Origin of the sequence: uncultured Mucilaginibacter sp., assembly GCF_937859865.1 — a bacterium.
Lineage (GTDB): Bacteria > Bacteroidota > Bacteroidia > Sphingobacteriales > Sphingobacteriaceae > Mucilaginibacter_A.
Map to the genome: position 1 here is coordinate 9,053 of NZ_CALMAT010000022.1, position 17,748 is coordinate 26,800.

Sequence of the window (17,748 nt, forward strand, 5' to 3'; positions counted from 1 at the left end):
GCAGAAAACGATGCCATGGCCTTGGGCGCCTTGCGGGCCGTTAAAGAATTGGGAAAAGAAACCAACATGATGGTGGTGGCTTTTGACGGGCAAAAAGAAGCATTAAAACTAATCGAACAAAACAAATACGGTGTTGCCGCTTTAAACAGCCCAAACCGTTTGGGGAAATTAGTGGTCGAATCGGCGGTGCGCTACTTGAACGGCGATAAATACCTGGACAGGGTGATGTACACGCAATCCATACTGATTGATAAAAACAACGTTGACCAGTTTTACGATGAAAAAGCTGCCTTTTAGCCAATCCTTCAACCTAAAACCCTAACCTCTTGGAAAATAAAAGTTTAACAAACCGGGTTGAGCTGCGCAACATTGCTAAATCTTTTGGCGGCGTTGCTGCCTTAAAAGACGTTACGCTAAAAGCCATGCCCGGAGAAATACATGCGTTGATGGGCGAAAACGGTGCCGGCAAATCAACACTGATGAAAATACTTTCGGGCGTGCACCAAAAAGACAAAGGCCAGATTTTTATTGATGGCGAAGAAGCGCACATCAAAAACACATTCGACAGCAAAAAGCTGGGCATCGGCATTATTTACCAGGAATTTTCTTTGGTGCCCGATTTATCGGTTGCCGAAAACATCTTTTTAAACCGTTTGGGCGAAAACGGTTGGTGGTTGAAACGGAAAAAGTTGAACCAGGAAGCCGCTGGTTTGATCGAAAGCATTGGTTTTACGATTGACCCTTCGGTAAAGGTAAACCGCCTGAGCATTGCTCAACAGCAGGTGGTAGAAATAGCAAAAGCTTTATCAGAAAACATTAAAGTGCTGATTTTGGACGAACCGTCGGCAGTTTTAGGCCCGACAGAAGTGCTGAAACTGTTTGATACTTTGTTCAAGTTGAAGAAAAACGGTGTGGCCATCATCTACATCTCCCACCATTTGAGCGAGATTTTTAAAATAGCCGACCGCGTAACGGTCATAAAAGATGGTACTTCCAGCGAAACCCTGGACGTGGCCAATACTGATAAAGACACGATCATCAGAATGATGCTGGGCAGGACTTTGAACGCCATGTTCCCGCCGCGCGAAACGGCGGTTGGAAAAGAAGTGCTTCGGGCAGAAAACATCGGCATCGCCGGAAAAGTAAAAAATGTATCGTTGCAGGTAAACGAAGGGGAAGTTTTAGGGATTGCCGGTTTGGTGGGCAGCGGAAGGACAGAAACGGTGCGGGCTATTTTTGCTGCCGATAAACGCACTGCCGGTACTGTTTTTATCCATGAAAAAAAGGTGGCCTTTGCTTCGCCGGTTGATGCCGTAAAACATGGGATAGGCATGGTACCGGAAAACCGCAAGTTGCAGGGTGTTATCCTTTCTTTGCCAATTAAAGAGAACATCAGCCTGACCAATTTAAAAGGTATTTCAAACGGGCTGGGCTTTATCAACGCACCAAAAGAAACAGGCAATGCAGACAGCCTGATAAAAAAACTAAACATTAAAGCACCAAACGGAGACCTGGCAACCGGCAAACTGAGCGGTGGAAACCAGCAGAAAGTGGTTTTGGCCAAATGGGCCAACACCAATTGCAAGGTGATGATTATTGACGAGCCGACACGGGGCGTGGATGTTGGCGCAAAAGTGGAAATTTATAAACTGATCAATGATTTGGCTGCGCAAGGCGTGGCAACCCTTGTTATTTCTTCGGAAACGGCAGAATTGATGGGCATTTGCGACCGGATTTTGGTAATGCGCGAAGGGCAGATCCAAGGCGAGCTAAACAAAACAGAATTTACAGAAGAAAATATTTTAAGGCTTTCGATCGGTGCACATTAAATAAAAAACTTGTTAAACTTTTGTTTTTGTAAGATACAATGGCCATCAACTCATCCCCCTAACCCCCTTCAAAAGGGGGAAGCCTATCGCTTACCTTTCTAAAGTTTAGAAATTGGAAGAAGGAAAGATAGGCACCCCGGCCCTTTTCCCCCTTTGAAGGGGGCCAGGGGGATGACCTTAATTTTTATCCGATAAAAGAAGCATCCGGAGATAAGTTTAAAACAATCAGAATTAAACCAAAACAAAACCAACAAATAATGGGGACAACCTTAAAGAATTCAATCCAGCTTATCATCAGGCACAACACAATTGTCATTTTTTTGATCATGCTGCTGGTTTCGGCCATGATGTCTGATGCTTTTTTTACCGCCAATAATTTGTCAAACTTAATCAGGCAGTTGGCACCGGTCGGGATCGTCAGCATGGGCATGTTGCTGGTGATTTTAACCGGCGGGATTGATTTGTCGGTAGGTTCGGTTGTGGCGATGGCTGGCGTATTGATTGCCTTGTTTTCCCAGTCCATGCCGCTTTCTGTGGCTGTTCTGGCCGCGCTTGGCTCCGGTGTTTTGGCCGGTGCAGTTTCCGGCTACTTGGTTTCTTACCAAAAAATAGCCCCTTTTATCGCCACTCTTGCCCTGATGACGATTGTGCGGGGCTGCGGTTTTATTTTTTCAAAAGGCGCGCCCATTATGGTAGATGACCAAGCCGCAGCCCTGACCGATTTTGGCAGCGGAAGGACGCTTGGCATCCCAAACCCGGCAATTGTTTTATTTATCGTGTTTGCCATAACTGCCATCCTTTTAAAATACAATGTTTTTGGCCGTATCCTGATTGCCACCGGCAGCAATGAAGAAGCGGTACATTTATCAGGCATCAAAGTGCACCTTTATAAATTTAGCGTGTATGCAATTATCGGCGGGCTGGCAGCTTTGGCCGGGATCATCAGTACGGCCAGGACTTCGGTAGGTTCGCCAAATTTGGGCGTGGGCATGGAACTGGATGTGATTGCGGCCGTAGTAATTGGCGGTACAAGTTTAAAAGGCGGAAAAGGTTCGGCCATCAATACTTTTTTGGGCGTGCTAATTTTGGGCATGATGGGAAACGTGATGAATTTGCTGGACATCACCGCTTATTCTCAACAAATTATCAAAGGCGTAATTATCATTTTGGCAGTATTGCTGCAAAGGTTTCAAGACAAATAATTGTAAATTTAGCTTTGGTTTTTTGCTGATGAGTTTTAAATGTGAGTTCTTTGCCAAGCTTTTTCCAGAAAAGGCTGTAAACTAAAAGCGGCAAACTTATTACCGCTTCCAAAAAAATTTATGAAGCCATCGGCAAAATTGAAGTTGAAAATAATTGAAAGCAAACCAAATCAGGTGCAGTATCTTTATCAAAAACAAAACGTTTAGCTTTTAACTTACACTTCCCGAAATAAAAAGAATGAAAAATTTAACGATGGCCGCCTTTGTATGGTTGGTTTTTTTGGTTGCCTGCAACCGAAAAAATACAGACGAAGGATCAATTGTTTACCAGCTTGAATACCAGTTGCCCGACAGCCTGAAACAATACGCCGAGTTTTTGCCTAAAGAAGCCATTGTTTATTTTAAAGGGGATTCTACCGTGAGCATCCAAAAAACCAATGAAGAATCAACCACCATTATTACCGACAGGAAAACAAACTTTATGCGTGTTTTGCTGAAATCGCCTGCCCGGCAATTTGTGGTGGATTACAACAAAAATGACCAGGCCGAAGAGATTGGCCAGCTTCCGCCGCATACCATCGCCAAGCAAAACGAAACAAAAACGATTGCCGGTTATCAGGCCGCTAAGTATTTGGCAAAAGATAAATTATCCGATGAAACAACAGAAATGTGGTTTACAAAAGATATTTCCCTCCTTCCAAACTCTTTAACCATGATGCTGGATTCCACTTTGGGCGTGCCGCTTACCTTTAGCATCAACCAAAACGGGATGAAAACAAAAACGACGGTAAAAGAAATCAAGTTTGAACCAGTGCCTGCCAATGTATTTTCTACGCCTGCCGGTTACACGCCTTTATCGCCGCAACAGTTACGGCAAATGCCGGTTGGTAATTGAAGTTTGTATAAAAAATGCTGATTTAGGATGCGCTTACTTGAACTCTTTAATGATTCAGCATGTGGCCAAAGATTTTTCCCTCCGGAAAAAAATGGTCAAAAGTTATTAAGCATTTTTTACGGATATAATCCGGCAGGTCAGAATCATCATGAAACCCAAAATAAGCCGTTCCGTTAATCACTTCAAACCGGTAATGGTTTTTCAATTTATCCATTTCATCCTCTGGCGATTCGGGTTCCCGGATCAGGAAAAACGCTAAGTTGTCCTCATCAATTTTGTTTAAGGCGATCAAAAATTGTTTAGCGTTTTTTTCCATTTCAATCATTTCAGTACCACCAATCAAATTTAAGATTGTTTGGTGATGAAATAAAGATCCAGTTTAAATTTATGTAAGAAATAATCCCAATGCTTCTTTTACCCTATAAAAATTGGTGCCCGTATCAATTTTTATAAATCAAAAACCAAATGCTCACCAATTTTTATAGGGTAAAAGAAGCATCGCAAATAAGTTCAACAGAATTTAAGGCTCTTCTATTTGAAATTTTTTAACCACTCGCCTGAATGCTATTTTTTTTGCAAAGTAAGACCGGCCTTCCAATGCTATAAATTTTTCAAAACATTGCTTTACTTCGGCGGTCATTGCCGGAGCATATTGATCATAAAAAAGGCGGGCCAATTCAAACCGGATGGAAAGGAAATCGTCTTTTCCTTGAATAACTTTAAACAACTGCTCTGTAAGAGTACGGTAACGATTTCTTGGTTTTGTATTGGTTTTGATCGTTACATTATTGCCGTGTTTACGGTATTTAACAAGCGGCTCTTTGATACTTGCAACTTTTCCGAAAGCAAAAGCAGCTACGGCTATCCAATCGTCGTGGTGAAAACGGACTTTGTCGGGAATATTTTTAAACATTCGCCTTAATGCCGGATTGAGTATGGTAGTACATCCGTTTACAAACTGCCCAAATAACAAGGTTTGCAGGTTATGCTGATATTTTTCCTGTTGCCCTACTTCGTTCCAGAATGATATGTTCAATAGATTTTCATCCCGGTCAACCAGCATCAAATCAGAATATACCATGCAAGGTATAGCTGCATCATCTATTTCTTTTAATCGTTGAACCGATTTTTCTAATTTATCAGGCATCCATTCATCGTCCTGGTCGGCAAGTGAAATATAATTACCGGGCGCTGCCAGGGAAACTGCTTTAACAAAGTTATTGATAACACCTAACCGAGCTGTATTAACCACATAAGTTAGCTTGAATAACTGCTTGTATTTTTCCAAAATTTTGATGGTGCCATCGGTGGAATTATCATCACAAACAATAAATTCGTCTGGTTTCAAAGTTTGGCCAAGTATTGATTTGATTTGTTGTTCCAGGTACTTTTCGCCATTGTAAGTAGCCATTACTACTGATATTTTCATGCTTCAATGGTTTTATCCATTTTCATTTTAACAACATCTACCACACTGAATACAAAGTTATTTTTGAACAATAAAAACTGTAGGGTGATGTAAGCTAAAGCGCAGCCAGTTATTGAGATGATAAGCATATAAGCCAAAGGTAATTCCAGTTGTTTTACCATCCAAACCAGTGGGATAAATATCAGCGCGCTGATGATCGCTTGCGTCACCAGGAACCATTGGTAAGCAAAAGAAAAATTCTTTTTAATGAAATAGAAATAGAGTAAGGTAACCACGGTTTCTGAACATACATTGGCTATGGCCGACCCTACTTGCCGCAAAATAGGGATTAGAAGAACATTCAACAACAAACTTATTATCAAACCACCTATCACGCATAAAAACATTTCCCGGTTTCTGCCGGCGGGCACAAGTATCATAAACAACAAAAAATGCGCAAAACCGATAATTAATGGCAGTACCGAAAGCACGCGCATACTATTTGCTGCCTCTAAAAACTGCCTCCCCGAAAACAAAGCAATAAACTCGGGTGCCAGGAGTGCCAAACCAAACGCAATAGGCACGCCTAAAAATACCAGGAACCTGAAAGTTTGATCTAATGTGTTCTGGATCTCGGCCATATCTTTTTCTGCAAAATATTTGGCTATTTTGGGCATCAGTATTACACCCATTGATGTTACTATCGGGATACTGATTTTGCTCAGTTTAACCGCAGCCGTATAAAGGCCCACTGTTTTGCTGTTCGAAAGAAACCCAAGTAAAACGGTATCCGAATCAGCATACATGCTTGCCGCTATTGTTGAACCAAAAATAAACAACAACGGCATGGTATGTTTGCGCAGTTGCAGGCCCAATAGCGTTAAACCTACTTTACCTTTCAATAAAAAAAGGCTCAATATATTGTTCCCCAAAAACGAAAACATCATTAAATAAAGGTAATTTCTATAATCGGCTGTTGTTTTAATAAACGTGAATATTAGCAATAACCCGATTACTTTAAACAACACCGATCGTAAAGCAATAGATTTAAATTCTTCCATGCCCATATAAACCCAATCCGTGTACGAACAACCCAACAGCACCAGTAACAACGCCGCCCGGTACATATCCCGGTTAACGTTAAAATATGGAAAAGTGTAGATAACGGCTAAGTATAGTACCGACAAACAAACACTTGTTAATACATAAATAACAAGCAATTCTGAGAATACACGCGACCGGCCCTGCATATCATCTTTATAACAGGCAATCTCTTTCATCCCGTAAATAGGGATACCAAAGCTGGCGATTGTTGCAAAGTATTGCGCAAAAGAAAAAATAAATTGAACCTTTCCTATTCCTTCGGGACCTAAAACACGCGAAACGTAAGGGAAACTTAATATCGGGAACAATAAATTGGCTAAAGTAAGCAGTAGATTGTAAAAATAGTTTTTAGCCATGCTATTTAAAAACAGGCAAATGCAGATTAAGAGCCTGTTTAAATTTTGTTCATTTATTTTTTTATGCTTCTTTTATCACCTAAAAATTGGTGGCAAATGGTTTTTGTTTTTTTAGGTTGATGCTAAAACCAATTTTTATAGGGTAAAAGAAGCATTAACATTTTTTCTTGTATAAATTTAAACAGGCTCTAACAAGTTCCTGTTAGGGCAAAATTAATATAATTTTCGGGATGGGTTATTGTGGCATAACAGTTAATTTTACCAGTCGTTTTACCCATATTGTACTTATTTTGAATATCACCGTACCATTGTTTAAGTACACACGCGCAAACTTTATACAAAAATGCCTAAGCCGGTTGCATTAATCCTGCTCAATTGGAATACACCTGTACATACCGCAAATTGTATTTCATCCTTAAAACAATATTGCGATGAACATTGCTTTGATATAATTTTGGCCGATAACGGCTCGACCGATGATTCCATAGCAATACTAAAAACCAAGTTTCCTAACCTCATCTATATAGAAAACAAAGAAAACTTAGGTTTTGCAGAAGGCAATAACAGGGGATTAGTTTTTTCAATAGAAAAAGGATATACTTATTCGCTCATTATCAATACAGATACAGAAGTTGATGAAGATATCGTTTCTAAACTCGTTAAACATTTAAACCAACATTCCAAAGCCGCAGCGGTACAACCTGCCATATTTTGGATGCATAAAAGAAGCATCGTTTGGAACGGCGAAGGCAGCTTTAACAAAGTGCTTGGCGTTACTTCTTCGGGCACTAAAGTTTCAACCCAAAATACTTACAAGAGTGTGGAATGGCTGACCGGTTGCTGTATGCTGATTAGAAATTCGGCTTTAATAAAAAGTGGTTTGTTCAATAAAAAGTTCTTTTTGTATTATGAAGACGTAGAACTTTCTTTCAGAATGAGAAGCAAAGGTTATGAACTGCATTACCTGCCATCGTGCAAAATGTACCACGAAGCAGGTGTTTCTGCAAAAGTAGCGGCGCCCAAACAAGAAGGTTTTCTCAGCCCGGTCATTCATTATTACATCAGCCGGAACCACCTTTGGTTTTTGCGCCGTTACGGAAAACCTGTTTTCTTTCCGATCAATATTTTGTACAACGCTTCTTATTACGCGGCTTTGTGGTTTTATTTTAAGCTTCGCGGAAGAAAAGAAAAAGCCCGGTTTTTGGTTAAAGGATTGAAAGAAGGTTTTTTCACGCCAAAAAACTTAATTTGGCCCGAAGATAATTTACGTTAAGCAACATGTTTATTTTTCCGCTCATTTACCTTACTTCTTTTATCGTTGCTTTAAGAGAAGTTTTAAAGGGAAACAGGGCCGGCTTACTTATATTCATGATTTTCGGCCTGTCTATTTACACCACCGCAATGTCGGTTACATTTATACTGGGCCTTAAAGTTTTTATCCCTTACATGCAGGGTTTTAAAGAAGCCCTTGTTTTTACTGTACTTTTTTTAAATATAGCAAGCTTAAAACACCGTCCCAGGTTTCACCTGATTGATTATTTAATATTCGCCTATCTACTCTGCCTTATTGCCTATGCCATTTTGCCTATCGGCGAGCAAAGCTTTGTAAACCGGCTCATGTCTTTAAAAAGCCTTTCTTTTTATATTGTGGTTTATTTTACTGCGCGCTTTTTTGATTCAAAAACCATTTACATCAATAAATACTTCAGTTACGTTATCTTGCTGACTATTGCGGCCGGGGCCGTGCTGCTTGTTGAGGTGGCTGCGCAAAGTCCTTTGCAATTTCATTCCGGTTATTTCGACTACAGTTACTATTTCTTCAACCTTGATTCAACCGGCGATTACGGACTGCAAACAACCTTTACCTCTGATAGTGGCTACATCCGTTTCGGCAGTTTTTTTACCAACCCGCTTGAACATGCTACTGCCACGCTGCTTGCCCTGGCCGTAATTGCCGGCCTATACACAAGGGACGACAATAAATTAAATATCAATGGCATCGGCTTGCTTGCCCTCGGTGCCACATTTTTATCTATCCTATTTGCCATATCGCGCGCACCATTGGCCAGCTATTTTATCATGATCTATGTGTATGCATTGGTTACCAAAAGAAAAATGATTGTTAATGCCATCCAAACTGTTTTAGGTTTGAGTGCAGTTTATATTGCCTACCTGTTTTATCAATTTGAAAACAACCACAGTGGTATTATTGCGGTTATTTTGAACACGATTGATTTTAGCGATCCATCCAGTGTTGGGCATCTTTTAGCTTGGGTAGAAGGAATTGCATCAATAATCCAGTATCCTTTCGGACTTGGGTTAGGGTCATCAGGAAGGGTTGGAAATACATTAAACCAAAATATAGGCGGAGAAAATCAATTTATTATCATTGGCGTCCAGGCCGGAATCATTGCCATGTTTTTATATATATTGGTTTATGTAATGTTTATTAAAACAAGCTTAAAATGGCTCCCATTGCTAAAAGGAAAAGAAAGAAAAGTATGTATGACTGTGTTTTTGATAAAAGTTGGATTTTTGATTTCTACCTTAACTTCCGAAATGGAGTCGTCCACGTATCTATCCTACATGAACTGGTTTTTATCAGGTTTATTGATCAACATGATTATGCAGGTAAAAACAGCACCGGCACCCAAACCCGAATTAGCAGAAGCACATGTTTATTGAAAACCTGATTCGAAAGCTAAAGAACAACCCGGACTACAAATGGGAAAGTGCATATTCGTTTCGGGATTTGCTGGGCATTACCAGTGTTCGTTTGGTGCAGCTTACGCGAGGGTTATTGTTGAAGCCTTTTTTAAAGCAATCGTCAGGGTTTGTTTTTTTGGGGAGTAATGTGAAAGTGCAACATGCTTACCAATTGAGCGCCGGGAAAAACCTGATCCTGGAAGACAACGTAAGCATCAATGCACTTTCTGCAAACGGAATTATTTTGGGCGATGATGTTTCTATTGCACGCGATGGTATTTTGTTTTGCACCGGCATTATCGCCCAAAAAGGAACAGGAATTACGATTGGAAACCGGACCGGAATCAGCGCGCGGGTTTACCTGGCCGGACAAGGCGGAATTACAATCGGTAACGATGTTATTTTTGGGCCAAACGTGCAGGTGTTTTCAGAGAACCATAATTATGCAGATCAGGAAAAAATGATTAAAGAACAAGGCGTTACCAAAAACCCGGTCATCATCGGCAACAATTGCTGGATTGGCGCCGGGGCAACTATTTTGGCCGGTGTAATCATTGGCGATGGCTGCGTGGTTGCGGCCGGAAGCGTGGTTACCAAATCTGTTCCGGCAAATTCTATTGTGGCTGGCGTTCCGGCAAAAGTATTGAAGAACCGTTAAGAAATGATGAGTTGCTCGATGCTTCTTTTATCACCTAAAAATAAGTACGGCCGAAAGATTTTTTCAGATTAAACACACCAAAATTATACCGATAAAAGAAGCATTTATGGATTTGATCTATCTTAAATTCAAACTAAAACGATGCGCAAACCGCTAACGATTGGTGTAGATATCCGCGATTTGCGCGTGGCCAAAACCGGCACCAAAACTTATCTGGAAGAGTTGTGCAAAGCGTTTAAGCAGATGGACCAGCAGGAAATCCGCTTTCATTTTTTAGATACCAGCTTTCCTGTTTATACTGGCAACAACAAAATTTTAAAATGGGTTGAGCATTTTAAATACCAGCTTTGGAAGCAACTGGTTTTGCCGCTAAAAGCCTTTTCTAAAAATTGCGATGTGGTTTTTTGCACCGATAATTTTGTCCCGCTTATCCATTTGGGTTATCAAACTGTTCCCGTTTTTCATGATGCTTTCTTCTTTGAAAACCCCGAAAACTATGGCAAATTGTGGCTTTGGCTGTACAAAAAAACGGCAATCCCGGCGGCAAAAAGGGCAGTATTTGTGGTTACGCCAACTGAATATGCCAAAAAGCAAATCCATCGTTTCACCCAAATTCCCAACGAAAAATTGGTGGTGGTTTATGAAGGCCCGAAATCTTTAAGCGAAATCAAAAGCAACAATCAACCTGAACACGTGCTAAAAACTTTTTCGATATTGCCTTTGCAGTACATTTTGCACGTTGGTTCTATGTTTAAGCGAAAAAATATTCCGGCTTTGATTACTGCTTTTAGCAAGATAAAAAAAGCCGGGTTTCAACATCTGAAATTGGTTTTGGCCGGGCCAATTCCTTCGGCTGCAAACGAAACGGATTACGAATTGATTTTGCAGGCAATCGAAAAAAACCAGCTTCAAAACGATGTGGTGCTAACGGGATATTTGCCGGATGCCACCTTAAACCAGCTTTATCAAAACGCTTTATTGTATGTTTTCCCTTCGGTGAATGAAGGTTTCGGGATACCAATTTTAGAAGCTTTTGCACACAACCTGCCAGTTTTGGTGGCCAATAACACCTGCCTGCCTGAAGTTGGCGGCGATGCCGTTTTGCAATTTGACCCCTTTGATACCGATGCTGTTTTTACCGCCATAAAAACAGTATTAGAAGATGCGGAACTTAGAAAAGAAATGATACGGAAAGGGCAAATACGTTTACAAGGGTTTTCCTGGGAAAAAACAGCCCGACAAATCGTTGAAATATTCAGAAAAGCGGTTTAGCCAAAGTCTGTAAATTATTAATTCTGTTGTTTAAGCCTTAATAGGCACCTTTTAAAGTACTAAACTGTTTCAAAGTGTCGTGGTTTATTTTCTCCCTGCCGCGGTCGAAAAACCATCCCCATTTATTAAAATAGTAAATGGCCGACTTTAAATAGATTTTAAAAATTTTAAAATCTACAAAAGATTTCCTTTCGTGGTCATGGTACACCGATACACTTGGGAAAAACATACACCGATAGCCCAAATCTATTATCCTTCGGCAGATATCAATATCTTCGGTGTACATAAAAATGTTTTCGTCAAAAGCGCCTATTTTCAACAAGGCGCTTGTACGGAATATGATAAAACAACCGGAAAGGAAAGGAACATTAAACGACCGGTTATACCCCGATTTCCGTAATTCAAAACGGTTGTCAATTTTATTTCTGATAAAATCAAAAGGTATAAACCTGCGTACAATAAAATCTAAAGGCGTAGGCAAAAGTTTGGCCAAATATTGTGTCCTGCCGTCCGGGTACAAAATTTTGGGCATCACCGTTCCAATCCTTGGGTATTGTTCAAAAAAATCTATGATCGGTTCGATGACAGCTTCGTTATAATAAATATCCGGGTTGATGACCGCATGAAATTTTGACTTTTCGGCTACTTTATGGATAGCTACATTATGGCCGGCACCAAAACCGGGGTTTAAAGGGTTAGCAATATATTCGATCCGGTCATCCTCGCCCAAAAACTTCAAATCCTCATTTGGGGAATGATCAATCAAATACAACCGAACATTTAATTTGGTGTTCAAAAAACTGGCAATAGCTTTTTTTACTAATGCCGGCGAATTTTTATACAGAACAATAGACCCGGTAATATCAAACATGATTTCTACACAATAATGATCGCCTTAACTGTAATATTTATGGCATTAACAAGGATGGGCTACGTTGAAAAAGAAAGTGCTAAACAGTTAAGACTATGACGGTAAATTAATTCAGGAAAACATTACTTAATTACAAACTAAGAATATTCCCGTTATTGTAGAACGCGGTGATTTTGAAACTGTTTAAAAAAAATAGAAAAAGCATATAAATGTTACTTAACAAGTATTTTTACTTATTTTTTTTTGAACAATAAATTGGGGTTGTCTGGTTTTGTGGGAAATATTGAACCGAAAAAAATAATCTCCCCACAACTTTTTATGAAGTCAACTTTTGCAAATAAAGTTGTTTACGCTTTTTTGGGGGTCCGTTTTTTGGCCTGATGCTTCTTTTACCCTATAAAAATTGGTATTGACTGGTTTTGATTTATCAGGACACCAATTTTTATAGGGTAAAAGAAGCATGTCGTAAAGCACAAAATAATAAGTTTAAACAAGTTTGATATTTATTTTTTTTGAATAAATATTATCGCATTGGTTAATAACTCATAAACTTTCACCGATGTTTTTTCCCAATTGTACATACTTTCTAAAGCATGATAAACCTGGGCATCTTTAGCAATCGGAAAACAGTTTTGCTTGATTAAATTGGCAACCAGCATTGCATTTTCAGGTTCAACACTTGGAAAGCGGTCAGCGTAAATTTCCAACAAAGCCGGATGGTTAGAAATGATAGTTTTTGTGCCATAAAATGCTGCCTCTGCCGGTGGAAAACCAAAACCTTCGTATAAACTGATATAAATATGCAAAGCTGCCTTTTTGTAAAAAGAACTCAGCGTTGCTTCATCTACATAATCCATAAAAAAAACATTTTTTAATTGTTGGTTTTTTGCATCTGCCATCAAACTTTTATAATACAAAGACGGCCTGCCCGCTACCACAAATTGGATATTATTTGGTTCGAGTATCTTTGCTACTTTTAAAAGAGTTTTGGCGTTTTTGTGATAATAAGATGCGCCTACCATCAAACAAAAAGGTTTATGATGTGTGATTTTATCAACCAAATCATCAGAAACAGCATTGGATTGATCCAGGATATGATCAACGCCATTTTTTATTACTTCTATTTTTTCCTGCTTTATTTTTGGAAAATGTTTCGTGATTTCTTTTGCGGTAAAATCAGATATAGCAATAACTTTGGCGCTGTTGTATAAAATAATCGGCACAATGAATTTAAAGTACAAAAACTGAAACTTGTGTTGCTGCGGAAATTGCAAGGCAATTAAATCATGCACAGTTATGATTTGTTTTTTACAGTTTAAAGGACCGTAAGTTGCTAAAGCATAAATAATTGCATAACCGGCAGCAGCTTTGCGCAGTACAAAAAGGTTCCATAAAATTCGGTGGACGGATAAAAAACGCAAAAGTATTTTATCAAGCAACGGTCCCAAAGAAAGTATCCTGATTTTATCTTTATCAATAAATTTTTCAACCAGTTTTGGATGGTAACAATAAACAATAAAATCAATATTTTCTTTAACAAGTTTCGGTAAAAGTTTCTTTAACAATTCAATATTGTATATCCCTACGCCTGTTGGCTTTGCAGTGATCATAGAAGCATTAATAAAAATACTTTTCTTCATGGTACAAGTTGTTATCAATATGCTTCTTTTATCACCTAAAAAACAGTGAGCTTTATTTTATAATTTTATATGATAAACTCAGAATTAATAGTTTTAAAAAAGTGCCAATTAAACTTAAACAACTTCAACAGGCAAATTAGCTTTTTTTAATTTTTTAAGCGTGTTTCTTTTGATAATTTTATCGGTAACTATAGAAAAAAGAATGGGATATAATAGTTGGCTGCTGGAACCGGCATAAGCAATGGTGTTATGAAAATTTGCAAAGATGATAACGTTATAAAGCATGGCCATTCCGGCTACTTTGTAAGTGTTTGTACGTTGCAAAGCATAATAATAAAGGTTTATCAAAACAACAAAATAGATAAAAAGAAATACCATTCCTCCCCAACCTAAATAAGAAAAACTATAAACATAAATTGTGCCTACATTAAGAAAAGGATTGATTTGGTGAAATTCAATCCCCCGCATTTGCAAAAGTTTGATAACAAAATTGGGTATGCATTCGTGCATTACAAACCCAAAATAATCACCATTTGGCGTGATGGTATAATCAATGTTATTTTGAAGATTGGCAACAGGGGAAGCAATGTACAAGTAAGACCAGTAAAACTCATTTGGCACCGGCCCTTTCATAAATTCTTCGGTTGCTTCTGATGCTCTGGGGACAAAAGTTGAATCACCGTGGCCCGAACGTATATTTCCCATAAAACCGAACAGGTACAAAATAACAACTATCCCAACCAAACTTTTAACTATTATTTTGGCAGATATTGCTTTCCGGCTTAACAGATAAACGGTAAAAGAACCAAGCAGCACATTTAAAATATTGGCCCGGTAAACCAAAATGATAAAAGGAAAAAGACATACAAAAAACAGGAAAAGCAAATGTTTCTTTTTGCTTGAAACATATTGGTGGAATAAATATACACAATAAAAAGTATCAAAAGAATCAACAAAAGTATGGAACGCCGGTATCCCAAATGTATCTTCGTTGTAATCATAAGTTCCTTGGATTAATCCGATCAATGGTATTTTTCTGGAATACAAGGCTTCTATAAAATAGAATATATAAATCAGCAATATTATTAAACTGTTCCATTTAGAAACAGTTACCGGAGTATAAGAAAATGGTTTGGCAAAATAGATAACGCTGCCTAAAACAATACAAATAACAAAAGTAAACAGGTAAAACAAAAGAAGGTTTAAACCAAGTCTTGGATACAAGTTGGACCATTCTAAACTGTAAAATAAAAAAGGGACTATAAACGAAGTTATATAAATGAAATTAGGATTGGAGATTAATTTTTTCATCTAAAAACTACTTACCCTCTGTTTGCAATGGTTGTTTGTGCAAACCCTTTCAAAAGATATTCTTCTTTTTCAATACATTTTAAAGCCGTTAAAAAAAAGTATCCGTGCTTCAATTGTTGTTGTAAAATTCTAATATTTTTAAGCATTTTATCATAAGCCTCAACTGTAATCTGGCTAATGCTTTTATCCATATCTGCTAAACTGTTGATACAAATCCCTAAATTGTTTCTTTCCACAAATGTGCTTAATGCTGCTTTTTGAGGTATAATTACCGGCAGGCCGGCAGCAAAGTAAAGTGAAATTTTATGCGGATTATTATAGCAAATATAATTTCCGTATTCGCCTACACAATCCATAATGCTATCGCCGTCCCAAATCAGCCCAAACGTTCCTTGCAATTTCGTTATCAAAAGTTCGGGTTCAAAAGTCCCTTTCCAGGTTACGTTTATTTGTTGGGCCAATTTACGGCTGTTGTTTGTTGGCCCGTACAAACTAAATTGTAATTCTTTTAATTCAAAAAGTTGATTAATAAAAGCGCCTCTGTTTAAGTTTCCGGCAAATACAATTTCATTTTTATCCGCAGAAAAAGCCGCTGACCGGTTATAATTATTTTCTTCCTGATACAAATAATCAAATATTTGGATTGGAAATACATGCGTTGTTAAACCTTTGTTTTTCAACCATTCGGTCATTTGGTTGTTGTGGCTAATTACTGTATCATAAGCATTTAAGTATGCGATTTCTTTGCTTACCTGCTGATCTGATTCCTGGTATCTTAGCGAATTGAGGTCATGGACGATACAAACTACTTTGCATTTTTTCGCTTTTAAAATATAGATAAAAAATTTAAAAAAACGATTGATTCCGATGATTGGATATTGGGCAACAACAAGCGAATTTGGTTCGATCAGAACAATCCAAGTTAATAATTGGGCAATTACTTTTATCAAACTAAACCCGATGAGATAAGGTGATTTATTAAAAGATAAGAAAATGTTTGTATAACCTTTGCTGTTTAATATTTGTACGCAATCTGTTACTGCTTTTGTGCCTGCATGTTTTAAATCAAAATTTTTAAGCTGAATATTAAGCTGATATTTCATAAAATGATTGATGCAACTATTTTAAAAATTTGTTTAAATCGAGTCCAGGCAATTTAATAAGTTTAAAGTTTCTTTAATAAACTTAGGATAGATTGCCATGCTTCTTTTATGCTTGTAAAATTTGTGTTTTGTGTTGATACAATACATAGCTATTTACTAATTTTTAGGTGGTAAAAGAAGCATGTAAACAAATTCAGAAAAATTTAAAATGAGGGTTATATAATCTTAAAAAAACGCCTGGTTGACCAGCAGCTTTTACTGTAAAAATCTTGCACTTCCCGGCTTACGGGCGTGTGTTCTAGGCTTTTGCGCAGCTTTAAAAACTCTTTTAAAGCCATGTAATACCACGGTATCGAACTGATGCCATAATGATAAATGCTTTTTAAATTGTTTAAATAAACACGTGCCACATACTTTGCACGGTCTTGTGCACTAAAAAATTTATACACAATAGCCATTTCGTTTCTTATCGAAAAAACCTTTAGCCTTTTTGAAGTCCGGTTGATGTTACTGGTGCGGTGGGTTACGTGGCAATCTTCAAAGTATTTTATTTTATAACCGGCATTCAAACATCTGATCGCATATTCCCATTCGTGGGTGTAAATAAAAAGCCATTCTGCAAAGCCGCCAATCTTGTTAAAAACTTCTTTGCGGATGATGGCGCCACAGCCAATAAAATCAATATTGTCTTGCATGTGGATGAGGTAATCGGTAGGAAAAGCGCCGCCGGTAACATTCAAAGCCAAAATCCCAGTATCCAAATGTTCGTCCAATACTTTAATGGCTTCGTCTAAACCGCTCTCAATATTGCTGTCATCGTCCAGCACAATCATATATTCCCCTTTGGCGGCTTCAAAACCATCGTTCCAACCGGCTATACCGCTGTTGGTTTTCCGTTCGATCAACCGGACACTTGGAAAATTTTTTTTAACCGAAACAACACTATGATCAGCGGAAGCATTATCAACTACAATAATTTCAAATCCGCTTTTGCCAGCCATAAGTTGCTGTGTTTTTTCCAAAGTTTGCAGCAGTTCTTTTTCCCGGTTAAAATTTAAAATCACAAATGAAAGCTTCATAAATTATCGCTGTTTAATGTTATTGCTGTTTTTAGTTATGTTTTTTTTAAGGCTGTTTTTTTAAACAAGTTTGATACGTCCCTTTTAACAAATTCGAAAGCTGGTTTTGTGCTCCAAAAATACTGGAGAAAAGTTTGCTGGCTCTTTTCTGAAACCGGCGTATAAGCTAAAGTTTTTTTCATCTTCAAAAATTCGATGATGCCAATTAAATTATACCAGCTTTCTTTCAGTTGCAATTGCCTCAAACCTTTCATGCTGTTGATGGCTATCCTTGCCAAATATTTCCAACGGTTTTTAGGGAAATATTTGTAAAC

Annotated in this window: 17 protein-coding genes (1 of these 17 running past the window's edge); 8 read left to right on the forward strand and 9 right to left on the reverse strand. The window is 38.2% G+C overall.

The window, feature by feature from the left end; genetic code table 11:
• From Q0192_RS02810 to Q0192_RS02825, 4 genes are all read left to right on the forward strand, one after another.
• A protein-coding gene (locus Q0192_RS02810; RefSeq protein ID WP_299285760.1) for a substrate-binding domain-containing protein crosses the window boundary here: on the forward strand, positions 1-297 show its end. The gene continues 738 nt to the left of window position 1, outside the view; only the last 297 of its 1,035 coding nucleotides appear in the window; its start codon lies beyond the left edge, outside the window; the stop codon is at positions 295-297.
• A 29-nt stretch (positions 298-326) separates the two neighbouring features.
• Complete coding sequence (locus tag Q0192_RS02815) at positions 327-1,829, forward strand: sugar ABC transporter ATP-binding protein (protein WP_299285763.1); 1,503 nt, start codon at positions 327-329, stop codon at positions 1,827-1,829.
• A gap of 257 nt (positions 1,830-2,086) precedes the next feature.
• Positions 2,087-3,031: an ABC transporter permease gene (locus Q0192_RS02820; RefSeq protein WP_299285766.1), complete on the forward strand. Its 945-nt coding sequence runs from the start codon at positions 2,087-2,089 to the stop codon at positions 3,029-3,031.
• Between the two features lie 238 nt (positions 3,032-3,269).
• Entirely contained in the window at positions 3,270-3,926 is a 657-nt protein-coding gene (locus Q0192_RS02825) for a DUF4412 domain-containing protein (RefSeq protein WP_299285769.1), read from the forward strand.
• A 46-nt stretch (positions 3,927-3,972) separates the two neighbouring features.
• Here Q0192_RS02825 and Q0192_RS02830 read toward each other — a convergent pair whose 3' ends face one another.
• From Q0192_RS02830 to Q0192_RS02840, 3 genes are all read right to left on the reverse strand, one after another.
• A complete protein-coding gene (locus Q0192_RS02830; protein ID WP_299285772.1) occupies positions 3,973-4,242 on the reverse strand; it encodes a hypothetical protein in 270 nt (89 codons plus the stop codon).
• Between the two features lie 204 nt (positions 4,243-4,446).
• Positions 4,447-5,355 carry a glycosyltransferase family 2 protein gene (locus Q0192_RS02835; RefSeq protein ID WP_299285775.1) on the reverse strand — a complete coding sequence of 303 codons (909 nt, stop codon included), beginning with the start codon at positions 5,353-5,355 and terminating at the stop codon, positions 4,447-4,449.
• Positions 5,352-6,794: a flippase gene (locus Q0192_RS02840; protein ID WP_299285777.1), complete on the reverse strand. Its 1,443-nt coding sequence runs from the start codon at positions 6,792-6,794 to the stop codon at positions 5,352-5,354. Before Q0192_RS02840 ends, Q0192_RS02835 begins: the two co-directional genes overlap by 4 nt.
• A 343-nt stretch (positions 6,795-7,137) precedes the next feature.
• Here Q0192_RS02840 and Q0192_RS02845 point away from each other — a divergent pair, with 343 nt between their 5' ends.
• From Q0192_RS02845 to Q0192_RS02860, 4 genes are all read left to right on the forward strand, one after another.
• Positions 7,138-8,067, forward strand: coding sequence for a glycosyltransferase family 2 protein (locus Q0192_RS02845; RefSeq protein WP_299285780.1), 930 nt, complete (start codon positions 7,138-7,140; stop codon positions 8,065-8,067).
• A 5-nt stretch (positions 8,068-8,072) separates the two neighbouring features.
• Positions 8,073-9,479 (forward strand): hypothetical protein, encoded by a 1,407-nt coding sequence (locus Q0192_RS02850; RefSeq protein WP_299285783.1) that lies wholly within the window; start codon positions 8,073-8,075, stop codon positions 9,477-9,479.
• On the forward strand, positions 9,469-10,158 hold the full coding sequence (locus tag Q0192_RS02855; protein ID WP_299285787.1) for an acyltransferase: 690 nt from the start codon (positions 9,469-9,471) through the stop codon (positions 10,156-10,158). Before Q0192_RS02850 ends, Q0192_RS02855 begins: the two co-directional genes overlap by 11 nt.
• 141 nt (positions 10,159-10,299) lie before the next feature.
• Entirely contained in the window at positions 10,300-11,430 is a 1,131-nt protein-coding gene (locus Q0192_RS02860) for a glycosyltransferase family 1 protein (RefSeq protein ID WP_299285790.1), read from the forward strand.
• 37 nt (positions 11,431-11,467) lie between these two features.
• Here Q0192_RS02860 and Q0192_RS02865 read toward each other — a convergent pair whose 3' ends face one another.
• The 6 genes from Q0192_RS02865 to Q0192_RS02890 all read right to left on the reverse strand — a co-directional run.
• Positions 11,468-12,301 (reverse strand): glycosyltransferase, encoded by an 834-nt coding sequence (locus Q0192_RS02865; RefSeq protein WP_299285793.1) that lies wholly within the window; start codon positions 12,299-12,301, stop codon positions 11,468-11,470.
• A 503-nt stretch (positions 12,302-12,804) separates the two neighbouring features.
• Positions 12,805-13,941, reverse strand: coding sequence for a glycosyltransferase family 1 protein (locus Q0192_RS02870; protein WP_299285796.1), 1,137 nt, complete (start codon positions 13,939-13,941; stop codon positions 12,805-12,807).
• A 114-nt stretch (positions 13,942-14,055) separates the two neighbouring features.
• Positions 14,056-14,967 carry a hypothetical protein gene (locus Q0192_RS02875; RefSeq protein ID WP_299285799.1) on the reverse strand — a complete coding sequence of 304 codons (912 nt, stop codon included), beginning with the start codon at positions 14,965-14,967 and terminating at the stop codon, positions 14,056-14,058.
• Positions 14,968-15,263: 296 nt separating this feature from the next.
• Positions 15,264-16,355 (reverse strand): hypothetical protein, encoded by a 1,092-nt coding sequence (locus Q0192_RS02880; protein ID WP_299285802.1) that lies wholly within the window; start codon positions 16,353-16,355, stop codon positions 15,264-15,266.
• 215 nt (positions 16,356-16,570) lie between these two features.
• On the reverse strand, positions 16,571-17,434 hold the full coding sequence (locus Q0192_RS02885; RefSeq protein ID WP_299285804.1) for a glycosyltransferase: 864 nt from the start codon (positions 17,432-17,434) through the stop codon (positions 16,571-16,573).
• Positions 17,435-17,469: 35 nt separating this feature from the next.
• On the reverse strand, positions 17,470-17,748 hold a 279-nt coding region (locus Q0192_RS02890; protein WP_299285806.1), incomplete at its 5' end, for a hypothetical protein.